The 12,453-nt window shown below is 64.2% G+C and carries 15 protein-coding genes; 9 read left to right on the forward strand and 6 right to left on the reverse strand.

All coding sequences use genetic code 11. The features are described 5' to 3' along the window. Position 1 precedes the first annotated feature (1 nt). The 5 genes from cimA to cysS all read right to left on the reverse strand — a co-directional run bounded on the left by cimA (position 2) and on the right by cysS (position 5,256). Complete coding sequence (gene cimA, locus BSG19_RS12285) at positions 2-1,618, reverse strand: citramalate synthase (RefSeq protein WP_092988154.1); 1,617 nt, start codon at positions 1,616-1,618, stop codon at positions 2-4. 3 nt (positions 1,619-1,621) lie between these two features. Beyond that, positions 1,622-2,599, reverse strand: coding sequence for a prolyl aminopeptidase (gene pip / locus BSG19_RS12290; RefSeq protein ID WP_092988156.1), 978 nt, complete (start codon positions 2,597-2,599; stop codon positions 1,622-1,624). Beyond that, on the reverse strand, positions 2,596-3,087 hold the full coding sequence (locus BSG19_RS12295; protein ID WP_092988158.1) for a GFA family protein: 492 nt from the start codon (positions 3,085-3,087) through the stop codon (positions 2,596-2,598). Before BSG19_RS12295 ends, pip begins: the two co-directional genes overlap by 4 nt. Then, positions 3,084-3,569 carry a GFA family protein gene (locus BSG19_RS12300; protein WP_092988160.1) on the reverse strand — a complete coding sequence of 162 codons (486 nt, stop codon included), beginning with the start codon at positions 3,567-3,569 and terminating at the stop codon, positions 3,084-3,086. The genes BSG19_RS12295 and BSG19_RS12300 overlap by 4 nt, the downstream gene beginning before the upstream one ends. A 229-nt stretch (positions 3,570-3,798) precedes the next feature. Beyond that, complete coding sequence (gene cysS, locus BSG19_RS12305) at positions 3,799-5,256, reverse strand: cysteine--tRNA ligase (protein ID WP_092988162.1); 1,458 nt, start codon at positions 5,254-5,256, stop codon at positions 3,799-3,801. A 560-nt stretch (positions 5,257-5,816) separates the two neighbouring features. Between cysS and BSG19_RS26060 the strand changes: the two genes are divergently transcribed. Continuing rightward, positions 5,817-5,993 carry a hypothetical protein gene (locus BSG19_RS26060; protein WP_170865941.1) on the forward strand — a complete coding sequence of 59 codons (177 nt, stop codon included), beginning with the start codon at positions 5,817-5,819 and terminating at the stop codon, positions 5,991-5,993. Between the two features lie 46 nt (positions 5,994-6,039). On the opposite strand, the gene BSG19_RS12310 is transcribed toward BSG19_RS26060, so the two are convergent. Then, positions 6,040-6,840, reverse strand: coding sequence for an SOS response-associated peptidase (locus BSG19_RS12310; RefSeq protein ID WP_092988164.1), 801 nt, complete (start codon positions 6,838-6,840; stop codon positions 6,040-6,042). A 145-nt stretch (positions 6,841-6,985) separates the two neighbouring features. On the opposite strand from BSG19_RS12310, the gene BSG19_RS12315 reads away from it, so the two are divergent. The 8 genes from BSG19_RS12315 (at position 6,986) to BSG19_RS12350 (ending at position 12,438) form a co-directional block, all read left to right on the forward strand. Then, on the forward strand, positions 6,986-7,441 hold the full coding sequence (locus BSG19_RS12315; RefSeq protein ID WP_092988166.1) for an NUDIX hydrolase: 456 nt from the start codon (positions 6,986-6,988) through the stop codon (positions 7,439-7,441). Positions 7,442-7,464: 23 nt separating this feature from the next. Next, a complete protein-coding gene (locus BSG19_RS12320) occupies positions 7,465-7,935 on the forward strand; it encodes a TIGR02301 family protein (RefSeq protein WP_244529218.1) in 471 nt (156 codons plus the stop codon). A gap of 124 nt (positions 7,936-8,059) precedes the next feature. Beyond that, a complete protein-coding gene (locus BSG19_RS12325) occupies positions 8,060-8,329 on the forward strand; it encodes a hypothetical protein (protein ID WP_092988168.1) in 270 nt (89 codons plus the stop codon). Between the two features lie 157 nt (positions 8,330-8,486). Beyond that, complete coding sequence (locus BSG19_RS12330; protein ID WP_092988170.1) at positions 8,487-9,287, forward strand: hypothetical protein; 801 nt, start codon at positions 8,487-8,489, stop codon at positions 9,285-9,287. Between the two features lie 161 nt (positions 9,288-9,448). Beyond that, complete coding sequence (locus BSG19_RS12335; protein WP_092988172.1) at positions 9,449-10,309, forward strand: CAF17-like 4Fe-4S cluster assembly/insertion protein YgfZ; 861 nt, start codon at positions 9,449-9,451, stop codon at positions 10,307-10,309. Continuing rightward, positions 10,306-10,926, forward strand: a complete 621-nt coding sequence (locus BSG19_RS12340; protein ID WP_092988174.1) for an HD domain-containing protein — start codon at positions 10,306-10,308, stop codon at positions 10,924-10,926. Before BSG19_RS12335 ends, BSG19_RS12340 begins: the two co-directional genes overlap by 4 nt. Then, positions 10,923-11,471 (forward strand): tyrosine phosphatase family protein, encoded by a 549-nt coding sequence (locus BSG19_RS12345; RefSeq protein ID WP_092988176.1) that lies wholly within the window; start codon positions 10,923-10,925, stop codon positions 11,469-11,471. Before BSG19_RS12340 ends, BSG19_RS12345 begins: the two co-directional genes overlap by 4 nt. Beyond that, the gene (locus BSG19_RS12350; RefSeq protein WP_092988178.1) at positions 11,461-12,438 is read left to right on the forward strand and encodes an NUDIX hydrolase; all 978 of its coding nucleotides are present in this window, start codon (positions 11,461-11,463) and stop codon (positions 12,436-12,438) included. The genes BSG19_RS12345 and BSG19_RS12350 overlap by 11 nt, the downstream gene beginning before the upstream one ends. Positions 12,439-12,453: the final 15 nt, after the last annotated feature.

Below are 12,453 nucleotides of genomic sequence, written 5' to 3' on the forward strand. Positions count from 1 at the left end.
TCTACTCCGCCGCAGCCGCCACCGCGCCGTCGCGATTCTTCAGCAGCTTGAAGACGATACTGTCCATCAGCGCCTGGAACGAGGCGTCTATGATGTTGTCGGAGACGCCGACGGTCCACCAGCGGGCGCCGGTGCCATCGGTGGATTCGATGAGGACGCGGGTGATGGCCTCCGTGCCGCCATTGAGGATACGGACCTTGTAGTCCGCGAGTTCGAGGTCGGCGATCTCGTGCTGGTATTTGCCAAGATCCTTGCGCAATGCGAGATCGAGCGCGTTGACGGGACCGTGACCTTCGGCAACAGAGAGCGTCTCCTCGCCGTCGATGAGGACGCGCACGACGGCTTCGGAAACCGTCTTCAGCTGACCGTTCGCGTCGAAGCGGCGCTCGACCATGACCCGGAAGCTTTCGACGTGGAAGAAATCCGGCACGTGGGCAAGGATACGGCGGGCGAGGATGGCAAAGCTCGCATCGGCGCCCTCATAGGCATAGCCCGTCGCCTCGCGCTCCTTGACGATGGAAATCAGTCTGTCGAGGCGCGGGTCGTCCTTGCCGACCGCGATACCGCGACGCTTCAAGGCATTGATGAAATTGGCCTTGCCGCCCTGATCCGATACCATGACCTTGCGCAGATTGCCGACGCTCTCCGGCGTCACATGCTCGTAGGTGCGCGGGTCCTTCAGCAGAGCGGAGGCGTGAATGCCCGCCTTGGTGGCGAAGGCCGACGCGCCGACATAGGGCATCTGGTGGTCGGGCGAGCGGTTCAGCAACTCGTCGAAGGCGTGGGACAGCTTTGTCAGCTCCTGCAGCCTGTCGGTATCGATAGCCGTCTCGAAGCGGCTGGCATAGATGTCCTTCAGCGCGAGCGTCGGGATGAGCGTGACGAGGTTGGCATTGCCGCAGCGCTCGCCGATACCGTTCAGCGTGCCCTGGATCTGGCGAACGCCGGCCCCGACTGCGGCCAGCGAATTGGCAACCGCCTGCCCCGTATCGTTATGCGCATGGATGCCGAGGCGATCGCCGGGAATGCCGGCGGCGATGACGGCCGCGACGATGGTGCGGATCTCCTCCGGCTGCGTTCCGCCATTGGTGTCGCAGAGCACGACCCAGCGCGCGCCGGCATCGTACGCGGCGCGGGCGCAGGCGAGCGCGTAACCGGGGTTCGCCTTGTAGCCGTCGAAGAAATGCTCGCAATCGACCATGGCCTCGCGGCCGCTTTTCACGACGGCCTCCACGGAGGCCGCGATGTTGTCGAGATTTTCCTGATCGGTGCAGCCGAGCGCGACGGCGACGTGATAATCCCAGCTCTTCGCCACAAGACAGATCGTGTCGCTTGCCGACTGCAGAAGAGCCGCAAGCCCCGGATCGTTGGCGGCGGACACCCCGGTGCGCTTGGTCATGCCAAAGGCGACGAAGCGGGCGCTGCGGGTGCGGCGCTTGGCGAAGAAGGCGGTATCGGTCGGGTTCGCACCGGGATATCCGCCCTCGACATAGTCGATGCCGAAATCGTCGAGCATGGAGGCGATCGCGATCTTGTCCTCGACGGAAAAGTCGACGCCGGGCGTCTGCTGGCCGTCGCGAAGGGTCGTGTCGAAGAGAAAGATGCGCTCGCGTTTCATGGATCAGGCTTCCTTGCCGGCGAAGGTGTCCGTGGCGCGGATCATGCGGTCGAGGATGCCGGGCTCGCTCATTGCATGGCCGGCGCCTTCGACCAGATGGAATTCCGCCTGCGGCCACGCCTTGTGCAGGGCATAGGCGTATTTTGCAGGGCATGGCATGTCGTAACGGCCCTGAATGATGACGCCGGGAATGCCGTGGAGGCGGTGGGCATCGCGCACGAGCTGGCCCTCGTCCATCCAGCCGGCATGCACGAAATAGTGCGTTTCCAGCCGGGCGAAGGCATCGGCGAAGTCGTCTTCGGCGAACTTGCTGCTCGTATCCGGCTGCGGCAGAAGCGTGATCGTCTCGCCCTCCCAGGTGCTCCAGACCTTGGCCACGCTACGGCGCAGTTCCATGTCGTCGCCCGTCAGCCGGCGGTAATAGGCCTGCATCATCTCGTGGCGCTCTTCCTGGGGAATGGGCGCGACGAAACGCTCGTACTTGTCCGGGAACATCTCGGAGACGCCGAACTGGTAGTACCAGTCGAGTTCGGCCTTGGTCAGCGTGTAGATGCCACGCAGCACGAGTTCGGAAACATGCTCCGGGTGGGTTTCGGCATAGGCGAGCGCCAGCGTCGAGCCCCAGGAACCGCCGTTGACGAGCCATGTGTCCACACCGACCATCTCGCGCAGGCGCTCGATATCGGCCACCAGATGCCAGGTCGTGTTCGCCTCAAGCCCCGCATGCGGCGTGGACTTGCCGCAGCCGCGCTGGTCGAAGAGGAGCACGTCGTAAAGCGCGGGGTCGAACAGGCGACGGTGGTTCGGGCCGCTGGTGCCGCCGGGTCCGCCATGCAGGAACACGGCGGGCTTGGCGCCGGGTGTGCCGCATCGCTCCCAGTAAATCGAATGCCCGTCGCCGACATCGAGATGGCCGGAGGCATAGGCTTCGATCGGCGGATAGAGGCCGCGCAGGCTGTCGGCTTCGTGCTGGAAGGTCATAGGCTCAGTCCATGGCTTGGCCAGTCGGCCGTATCGTGATCGGGATGCTGAAAGGAAATGACGGATTCCTGCTGGGCGTAGTAGTCGGGATCGCTATGCACCGGCTGGTCGAAGATCGTGGTGACCCAGGGGATGCGGGCCTCGACATTGACCTGTATCTGCGGCGCGAGATCGGTGCGATCATCGAAGGCGCCGATAGCGATTTCGAGCCCGCCGGGATGGCGATAGGCCAGCGGCGTGCCGCAGGAGGCACAGAAGCCACGGGAAATATTGATGGACGACTGAAACCATGCGGGTTCGCCCCGGCTCCAAGTCAGCCCGTTTTCAGGGGTGGTGACCAAAGGGCCGAAAAAGCCGCCAAAGGCCTTCTGGCACATGCGGCAATGGCAGATCGACGGGCGACCGAGCTTGCCCTCGATGCGGAAGCGCACGGCGCCGCACTGGCAGCCGCCGGTTCTCTGGCCATCTGTTCTCACGTCGTCGCTCATTGCGGTCTCTCCAGCAGTGGCCAATCGTCGGTCTCGTGGTCGGGGTGCTGATAGGACACCAGCGTACTCAGAAAGGGCGCGGCCGTGATGTCGGCCATCGTGTCCTGCTCGGGAAGGTCGCGGATGCCGTCGACGCAGGGGAGTTTGGCCTCCGTGCCCCATTGGATAACGGGCGCGATCCCCTCGGGGGCATCGAAGGTGGCAATGGCCAGCGCCGCACCATCCGGCGCCTCATAGGTCAGCGGCGTGCCGCAATCGGCGCAAAAGCCGCGGCGGACATGGTTGGAGGACTGGAAGTGCTTTGGCTGCCCCCGTATCCAGACGAGCTTTGCCTGTCGCACGGAGACCAGCGGCATGTAGAAACTGCCGGATGCCTTCTGACACATGCGGCAGTGGCAGACCGAGGCGTCGCCGAGAGCGCCTTCCACCCGGAAGCGGACGGCACCGCACTGGCAGCCGCCGGCGTGACGATCATCGGTCATGATACGATTCCTCTCAGGTCAGGAATATGAGAAAACGCTGCTATGTCAACGGTGAGGCGCCGGTTGTTCATCGTCTGAATCGCTGTGTGCAAGCATCGCATGAACGAACGGATCATCGCATTCTCCTCCCGCGCCAGAGTTCAACGGCCGTGTCTCGCCGGCTGTCTGTGTCCCGTCAGCATTCCATGCCGATCAAACGCCAAAAGCAAGGGTGACGAGAGCTGAGACTCTAGCGCTTGACCTCCCAGGTCGTTACCCGCTCACCGGTGGCCGCGTCCTTGCCATCCTTCAGCTGAATGCCTTGCGCGAGAAGCTCATCCCGTATCCGGTCGGCGTCCGCGAAGTTCCGGGCCTTCAGGAGCGCCAGCCGTTCCTCGATCCGCTGGGCTACACCGGCCCATTTGTCCTCGTCGGCAAGGCTGAGGTCGAGATCCGTCGCCTGCTGGCTCAGGTGCTCGATGTCCTCGAAGCCCATCAGATCCAGAAGCCCGAGAAACGCGGCTGCCGCATCCAGATCGCCCTTCACTGCCCCGGCGGCAAGCTGGTTCATGCCGGTGATGACGGGGTAGAGGTTGAGATCGTCAAGAACAGGGCTTTCAGGTGGAAGGGTCCAGGCGGTCGTTTCCGGACTTTCTGCCAGAAGCGCTGTAACGCGAACCTTCGCATCGGCCCAACGGCGCACAATGCCTTGCGCCTCTTCCAGCCGCTTGAGGCTGAAATCGATCGGCTGGCGATAATGCGTCATCAGCATGGCGAGGCGCAGGACCTCGCCCGGCCATGTCCGGCCGCCGAAGTTCTCCGTGTGCAGCAGGTCGTGGATCGTGACGAAGTTGCCGTCCGACTTCGACATCTTGCGGCCTTCGATCTGCACGAAACCGTTATGCATCCAGACGTTTGCCATATTTGTCGTGCCGTGAGCGCAACGCGATTGGGCGATCTCGTTCTCGTGGTGGGGAAAGATGAGATCGAGCCCGCCGCCGTGAATGTCGAAGGTTTCGCCGAGATAGCGGTGGCTCATGGCGGAGCACTCGATGTGCCAGCCCGGACGGCCCCGGCCCCATGGGCTTTCCCAGCCGGGCTCGTTGTTGGAGGACAGCTTCCACAACACGAAATCGCCGGGACTTTTCTTGTGCGCATCGACGGCGATGCGGGCGCCGGCCTGCTGCTCATCGAGATTGCGATGCGAGAGCGCGCCGTAATCCGCCATCGACGTCGTGTCGAACAGGACCTCGCCAGCGGCAACGTAAGCATGCCCGCGCGTGATCAGCGCCTCTATGATCGTGATCATCTCGGCGATGTTCTCGGTCGCTCGCGGCTGGACGGTCGGCTCCAGCGAACCCAGCGCACGTGCATCGTCCACGAACTGCGTCTCGGTCTTCTCCGTGACGGCGCGGATCGCCTCGTTCAGCGGCAGATCCGGAAAGTCGCGCAGCGCGCGCGCGTTGATCTTGTCATCGACGTCGGTGATGTTGCGGACATAGGTGACGTTCGTTTCGCCATAGAGATGGCGCAGCAGGCGGAACAGCACGTCGAACACGATGACCGGGCGCGCATTGCCGATATGTGCGAAGTCGTAAACGGTCGGGCCGCAGACATAGAGACGGACATTGCCGGCATCGATGGGCGCGAAATCGGTCTTTTCGCGCGTCAGCGTATTATAGAGCCTCAGTGCCGGCACGTCCGTCATGCGTATCGTCTCCCTCTTCAGTGCTTTTTCGTCGTCAGCGTCCCGAATGATGCATCTGTCGGCAAGCCGCCGCAGATCACGCGCGCCGGCCTGCCGGCCTTCGCGTTGTCATCTTGGTCTTGGGTAAGGAGACGAAACGGAAAGGGCCAGCGACAAGCGCTAGCAAATCATCGAGCCGCAGAAAATGCAGGTATCCGTTTTCATGGCGGCTTTATCGCTATTACCGCCCCCTTGGTCAAGGGGGTTCACCCTTACGTCTCGAGACTTGGCCACTGGATCGAGGGATCGGATCACGTGGACAGCTCGGTTGCGCCGCAGCATGAAACCGGTTGCATTGCAGCATGTTTTAGCGCGCAAAATGCTCGCAGGATGGACATGAATTTGTCATGATTGAAACGTTTGAAAGCCGCAGAATTTCAGGAGATTCGAGCTTGCGGGGACAATGCGAGACGTTCGGATCTCCGGGAACAAACGAGGTGCTGCAGGTTGTAATCGTCGAAAGACGGTTTCTTCCAAGCGACGCCCGACCCGGGACGGAATCTTAATCAGGAGAGAGTGACATGACGGAACGCAAGACCGACACGGCCGAGGCCGAAGCCAAGAACGAAAAGCTGATCGACCGCTATCGCCCGCTGGGCCTGAAGGCCGTCGCTGCCGCGGCGCTGCATCAGAAGCCCAAGGCATCGGCGCAGCCGGCAAAGTCTGCCGATCGCGTTCGCGACTGGCGCGAGCACTGATCGCTCGCCAGGAAGCGCCTCACAAGGCCTGCCGTTACTGGCGTTATTAGAAAAGCGTGAGCTGAGGGCCGTCTCCATCGTCCGGCGGCCCTGCCGGTGCGGGCTTCTTTCTGTCCGGCTTCGAAGGCGCATGCGCCAGTGCCGTGAGGTCGATAGGGGTCTGGATATCGGGCGTCGTATGGGCGACCTTGTTGACGGCGTCGGAAACCGGCACGAAGTCGAACAGGTCGTCGTCGGCCGGCACCATCAGGTCGGCAACGTCGCGCGGCTCCTGCGTCTTGCAATCGAGCCATCGGGCGAAGTCTTCAGGCCGGATGACCACGGGCATGCGTTCGTGAATGAACGACATCGCCGTGTTGGAACGGGTCGTGAGAATCGCACCCGTATCCATCTCCGAGCCGTCGGCAGAGGCCCAAGTTTCCATCAGGCCGCCGAAAGCGACGAGGCCGCCGGATTTCGGCCGGATCCAGTAGGCCTGTGACGGCAGACCGCTTTCCTTGGGATGGCGTCTCCACTCGTAGAAGCCTGACGCCGGCACGAGCACGCGGCGGTGACGCATGGCCGCACGGAAAGAGGCCTTCTCGATGGCCGTTTCGGCGCGTGCGTTCAGGAGCAGCGGAAATTCGTTCGGGTCCTTGACCCAGCCCGGCAGAAAGCCCCAGCGCACGAGCGCTGTCCGGCGTGGCGGCGTGTTGCTGCGCGGGTCGGTGCGGTCTGCTGCGGTGATGACGATGATCGGCTGGGTCGGCGCGATGTTGTAGCGCGGCGGAAAGTCGCCGGCGTCGATGACGGCCAGCGCCTCCTCCAGCTCTTCGGGCGTTACCGTCAGCGCATAGCGTCCGCACATGATGTCGACCCCTGTTTCTTACCGCCGCTGCCGCGCACCCGGCCGATCCTTAAACACTCCGGGCCGCCGCGCCTTTCATTTGGTCGCGCTCATGCCCCTGCCTGATGTAGGATCGATTCGTCCGCAAAACCATAACGGAACCGCCATGACCGCCTCTCCCCGGCCTGCCCTCGCCTCGTCCGCCGTTGTTACGCGCAACGATCGCTATCTGCTCGTACGACGCTCCAAGCCACCGTCTGCGGAGATGTTCGCCTTTCCCGGCGGACGGGCGGAGCCGGGGGAGACGCCGGCGGAAACGGCGGTCCGGGAACTCTTCGAGGAAACCGGCATCACAGGCTCGGCGCCTGCGCTGTTCGCGACCTATGACCTGCCGGCAGACAGGGCGGATGGCGCAGCCGGCCGGCACTTTTTCCTGTCGGTGTTTCGCGTCGAGGCCGATATCGACGCCGAAGCCGTGGCGGGAGATGATGCCGCAAGTCTCGGCTGGTACACGGCCGAGGAGATCGCCGACCTGCCGGCCCCGCCAAGCGTGCGCGAGTGCATCGAACGGCTCGAAGCGGTAAGAACGAGTGGAACAGAGGCGAGAGAAACAGGGGCATGAGGGACACGGTGGGACTTGCGAAAATGACGGAACCGGGCATTTTCGCCGCCATGACACCGAAGTTTCCCTTGTGCCTCGCAATCGCCGGCCCTCTCCTGCTGTGCAGCCTGCCACCGTCTCTCGCACAGGCCCAGACGCCGCCGCCTGCCACCGCGCCTACGCCCGGCGGCGATGCGCATGCGGTAAAGCCCGCACCATACGACGCAAGGCTGATGCGCATGGCGGAGATCGTGGGGTCCGTCACCTATCTGCGGACGCTTTGCGCGGATGCAAAAGCCGGGGAATGGCGATCCGACATGCAGGCGTTGATCGACCGGGAGGCCGGCGGGGAGCCGGATCGCAAGGCGCGGCTCACTGCCGCCTTCAACAGGGGCTATCGCAGTTTCGCCTCGGTCTATACAAGCTGTACCCCGAGCGCCGTCCTGGCCGACAAGCGCTACCGTGACGAAGGGGCAACACTGGCTGCCGAAATCGTCTCACGCTTTGGAAATTAGGGCTCCGTTAACCTTTTTTCGAACGGGCCGTGTCGTTTCGGTAAAAGACTGCTAGTCTTGTTAAGACCATGGTAACAAGTGGCGCCGCGATTCCGATGCGGCGCGATGTGAGAGCGTAAATTGCATGGAACGATCGATGGAACAGAGCCTCAACGAGATAGACGACATGATCGTCCACGAGAAGATGCAGGCGGCCCTGGAACATCAGAACGAGGCCTGGGCAGACGGCATGGCCGATGGCATCGAGCCGGAGATCATCGCCGACGCCGCCATCGCGCTCGCCATGCGCGAGACGATCCGCCTGCATGGCGAAGACGGGGCCGAAGCCATGCTGAATTCGCTGCGCGAGCGGATGCTGGCCGGCGAGTTTTCTCCGCAGCGTTCGCTTCAGTAGCAACCGCCCGATGCGGAGCGCCGCTTGAATCGTTCTGCATCATCAGGGTTTCACGCAATCCGCTTTAGATTCTAGTTATGCAAGTCGTCGTCCTGAGACCGCTGCACAGTTTTGGGCGAGATGCATGAGCCGACGCCCCAGCCGTAACGAGAGTGCCATGACACGTTCGTCGAACAGCCGAACCCCATCCGCTCTTCTTGGTGCACTAGCGTTCACCGCCCTTCTCGCCTCGACCTGCCTCATGCCCTTGGCACCGGCCTTCGCGCTGAGCCAGTTGCGCACGATTCCTGGCGATGCGGCGGCGGAAGAACCGAAAGCGCCCGCAGAGCCCAGCAAGGACGACTCGATTTCTCCCGGCGGCATTCCGATGCCTGACCCGCTGGTGAACAAGCCGACGACGTCGCCGCGACAAGGCAAGGCCGAGGGCGAGACTCCCGGCCAAAATCAGGGGCAGCGGCCGGGCGCGACGCCTGCCGAGGCCGGTGATGGGCCTGTGGAGGTGCTGACAGATATCTCCAAGATCCCGAAACCCGTCGCCCGGATGCGCGAACTCATTGTCGAGGCTGCTGCCTCCGGTGATATCGAACGCCTGCGTCCGCTGCTCGGCAAGGGCGAGACGGCAACGGCCATTGGCGACAGCGAGGAGGAAACCGACCCCGTCGCTGCGGTAAAGGGGCTTTCCGGCGATGCGGACGGGCTCGAAATTCTCGCCATCATGCTGGACGTGTTGTCCACGGGCTTTACCGTGATCGACAAGGGCACGCCGGACGAAATGTATGTCTGGCCCTATTTCGCGGCCAAGTCTCTCGACAGCCTGACGCCGCCGGAAAAGGTGGACCTGATGCGTCTCGTCACGGCCGGCGACGTCGCATCCATGCAGGAATTCGGCAGCTACAACTTCTACCGCATCGGAATTACGCCCGACGGGCAGTGGAAGTTTTTCATCGGCGGCGACTGACCCGAGCGGCCGTTCCGCTCGTGCCGAAACGCTTGCAGTGCGCCGGGCGAACGCCTACCTCTGGACGATCCGCGGCGGTCCACGTGATCGCACGTGTGCAGCCTGCGCAGGCGCTCAACCGTTTTCATTCGCAGGGCATCCCAGCCCTCTGAGGATCGACCATGTCTCTCTTCGCCGTTCCCGATCGCGCTCTCGTCACCGTATCCGGAGAGGCAGCGACAGAATTTCTCCAGGCGCTGATCACCACCGATCTGATGCAACTGACAGCGGACGAAGTGCGCCCCGGCGCTTTGCTGACGCCGCAGGGAAAGATCCTCTTCGACTTTCTGGTGAGCCGGACGGAGACGGGATTGCGGCTGGAGACCAGCGCGGAGCAGGCGCCTGCCCTCCTGAAGCGGCTGACCCTTTACAAGCTTCGCGCGCCCATCGCGCTTGCACTGGAGACCGAAACAGATGTCGCCGTATCTTTCGATGCGGCCGAGGGTGCGCTTGTCGATGTGCGTTTTGCGAACACGGGCACTCCCGCTTACCGGATGTATGGCACCCAAGGCATGCCCGACACCGAGGGTCGCGTCGATGCGGCGCGGATTGCGGCCGGCATCGCCGTCTCCGGCGCGGACTATGCGTTGCAGGATGCCTTTCCGCACGACATCCTTCTCGACAAGAATGGCGGTCTTTCGTTCCGCAAGGGCTGCTATGTCGGACAGGAAGTCGTCTCCCGTATGCAGCATCGCGGCACGGCACGGCGGCGCGTCGTGACGGTGGAGGGTGTGTCCGACCTGCCGGCGCCGGGAACGGCGATCACCGCTGGCGGCAAGTCGATCGGTACGCTCGGCAGCGTGGCCGGACACCGTGGCCTCGCCATCGTGCGGATCGACAAGGCCGGTGACGCCCTGGCAAGCCAGACCGATATGCTGGCAGGCGAGGTCAAGGTGGCGCTCGCACTTCCCGCCTGGACCGGCCTTGCCTTCCCTGTGCCTTCCCCCGATGCCGCTGCCGAACCGTCCGAGGCCGGCGCCTGATGTCGCCACGGGCCTGGCAGCGCATGCTTTCCGGCCGGCGGCTGGATCTGCTCGATCCGTCGCCGCTCGATGTCGAGCTTTCCGACATCGCGCACGGACTGGCGCGCGTGGCGCGATGGAACGGGCAGACGGATGGGCCGCATGCTTTTTCCGTCGCCCAGCATTCGCTCATCGTGGAGGACATCTTTCGCCGAAGCGGCAAGGCGAGCGCTGCGGAATGCCAGATGGCGCTGCTGCACGATGCGCCGGAATATGTGATCGGCGACATGATATCCCCGTTCAAGGCCGTGGTCGGCGGCGGTTACAAGGCGGTCGAGAAGCGGCTCGAAGGCGCGATCCATCTGCGGTTCGGCCTGCCGCCGATCACGCCGGAGGCGGTAAAGGAGCGCATCAAGAAGGCCGACCAGATCGCAGCCTTCTTCGAGGCGACGGTCCTGGCAGGCTTCACGCTGGAAGAGGCACGCCGCATCTTCGGGCAGCCGCGCGGCATCACCCGCGATATGCTGGCGATCGAACCCCTGCCCGCATTGGAGGCGCAGGGGCTGTTCATCGCGCGGTTCGAGGCGATCGAGGCGGAGCGGGCCGGCGCTCGCGTGTCGGAAAGGGCGGGAACATGAGCGTCATCGTCGTCTCGCCGCTGGCGCGGATCGGCGAAATGGCCGTTCGGCACGGCTGTCTCGACATGCTGAGCCTGATGGCCGTGGGACACACGTTTCACCGGCCGGGCGTCATCGCCGCGACGCGACACCTCACGCTCGGGCTGAACGACATCACCTTCGCCGGCAATGAGAAGCTGATCGCCCCCGCCGAGGAGCATGTCGATGGCATCGTCACCTTTGCGCGCGGGTGGAAGCGGGAGACGCCGCTGCTCGTGCATTGCTGGATGGGGGTTTCCCGCTCGCCGGCCGCCGCCGCCATTGCCGCACTCGCCATCGCGCCCGATCAGGACGACGATGCGCTGGCAGACCGGCTGCGCATGGCATCGCCGTTCGCGACGCCGAATTCGCGCCTGATTGCCATCGGCGACGCCATGCTCGGCCGCAACGGCCGGTTGGTCACCGCCATGAAGCGCATCGGCCGCGGCAAGGATGCGGATGGCAATACGCCCTTCGTGTTCGATCCTTTTCCCGAGGCCGCCATGGTGCCTGCCGATGCCGGGTGAAGCCATGCTGGGTGGCATGACCGTCGAGATCGGCCTCAACGCGGCCATCGTCGCGATGATCGAGCGGACACCGCGCATTCTCGTCGTCAGCGAGGGCGGCGATGGCGGGCGCGATGCCCTGCCCTTCGGCCCGTTCAACCCCGCAACGCATCGCACCTTCGAAACCAGCCTGCGGGCGCGCGTCGAGCAGCAGACGGCGCTGGATCTCGGCTATATCGAGCAGCTCTACACCTTCGGCGATCGCGGCCGGCAGCGGCTGGCGAATGAAGACAGACTGCACATGGTCTCCGTCGGCTACCTCGCCCTGACGCGCAGCGACGCCGAGACGACCGTGCGCCTGTCGCAGGCCGGAGCCGACTGGCGGGAGTGGTATGTCTACCTGCCCTGGGAGGACTGGCGGCACGGGCGCCCGGCGGTTCTCGATCGCGTCATCCTGCCGGCGCTCGCAACGTGGGAACGCGCGGACCCCGCCAGCCGTCGCAGCCGCATACGGCTCGCCTTCGGGCTGGACGATTTTCCCTTCGACGAGGAGCGCGTGCTGGAGCGCTACGAGCTGCTTTACGAGGCGGGGCTGGTTGGGGAGGCGGCGAGCGATGCGCAAGGGCGCGACACCATCGACGCCGGCCGGCGTTTCGAGCCCGTGGGTCAGGCCATGCGGCACGATCACCGACGGATCGTCGCGACCGCCGTGGCGCGGCTGCGGGGAAAGATCAAATACCGCCCTGTAATCTTCGAACTCATGGCCCCGGAATTCACGCTGACCGATCTTCAAGGCGCGGTGGAAGCCATTTCTGGGCGGCACCTGCACAAGCAGAACTTCCGCCGGCTTGTCGAAGGTGCCGCGCTCGTGGAGCCGACCGGCATGACCACCTCTGCGACCGGTGGCCGGCCGGCCGCGCTCTTCCGGTTTCGCCGGCAGATCCTCGACGAGAGACCGGCGCCGGGGCTAAAGCTCGGTAGCCGGTGAAGCGTACCAAGGACA

This window comes from Rhizobium sp. NFR03, from assembly GCF_900111275.1.
Lineage (GTDB): Bacteria > Pseudomonadota > Alphaproteobacteria > Rhizobiales > Rhizobiaceae > Ferranicluibacter.

Coding starts and splice junctions, on each gene's coding strand:
- BSG19_RS12335 (WP_092988172.1), top strand. CDS start 9,449: ATGTCTCTCTTCGCCGTTCCCGATCGCGCTCTCGTCACCGTATCCGGA.
- BSG19_RS12310 (WP_092988164.1), bottom strand. CDS start 6,840: ATGTGCGGACGCTATGCGCTGACGGTAACGCCCGAAGAGCTGGAGGAG.
- BSG19_RS26060 (WP_170865941.1), top strand. CDS start 5,817: ATGACGGAACGCAAGACCGACACGGCCGAGGCCGAAGCCAAGAACGAA.
- BSG19_RS12315 (WP_092988166.1), top strand. CDS start 6,986: ATGACCGCCTCTCCCCGGCCTGCCCTCGCCTCGTCCGCCGTTGTTACG.
- BSG19_RS12345 (WP_092988176.1), top strand. CDS start 10,923: ATGAGCGTCATCGTCGTCTCGCCGCTGGCGCGGATCGGCGAAATGGCC.
- BSG19_RS12325 (WP_092988168.1), top strand. CDS start 8,060: ATGGAACGATCGATGGAACAGAGCCTCAACGAGATAGACGACATGATC.
- pip (WP_092988156.1), bottom strand. CDS start 2,599: ATGACCTTCCAGCACGAAGCCGACAGCCTGCGCGGCCTCTATCCGCCG.
- BSG19_RS12330 (WP_092988170.1), top strand. CDS start 8,487: ATGACACGTTCGTCGAACAGCCGAACCCCATCCGCTCTTCTTGGTGCA.
- BSG19_RS12350 (WP_092988178.1), top strand. CDS start 11,461: ATGCCGGGTGAAGCCATGCTGGGTGGCATGACCGTCGAGATCGGCCTC.
- cimA (WP_092988154.1), bottom strand. CDS start 1,618: ATGAAACGCGAGCGCATCTTTCTCTTCGACACGACCCTTCGCGACGGC.
- BSG19_RS12295 (WP_092988158.1), bottom strand. CDS start 3,087: ATGAGCGACGACGTGAGAACAGATGGCCAGAGAACCGGCGGCTGCCAG.
- BSG19_RS12300 (WP_092988160.1), bottom strand. CDS start 3,569: ATGACCGATGATCGTCACGCCGGCGGCTGCCAGTGCGGTGCCGTCCGC.
- cysS (WP_092988162.1), bottom strand. CDS start 5,256: ATGACGGACGTGCCGGCACTGAGGCTCTATAATACGCTGACGCGCGAA.
- BSG19_RS12320 (WP_244529218.1), top strand. CDS start 7,465: ATGACGGAACCGGGCATTTTCGCCGCCATGACACCGAAGTTTCCCTTG.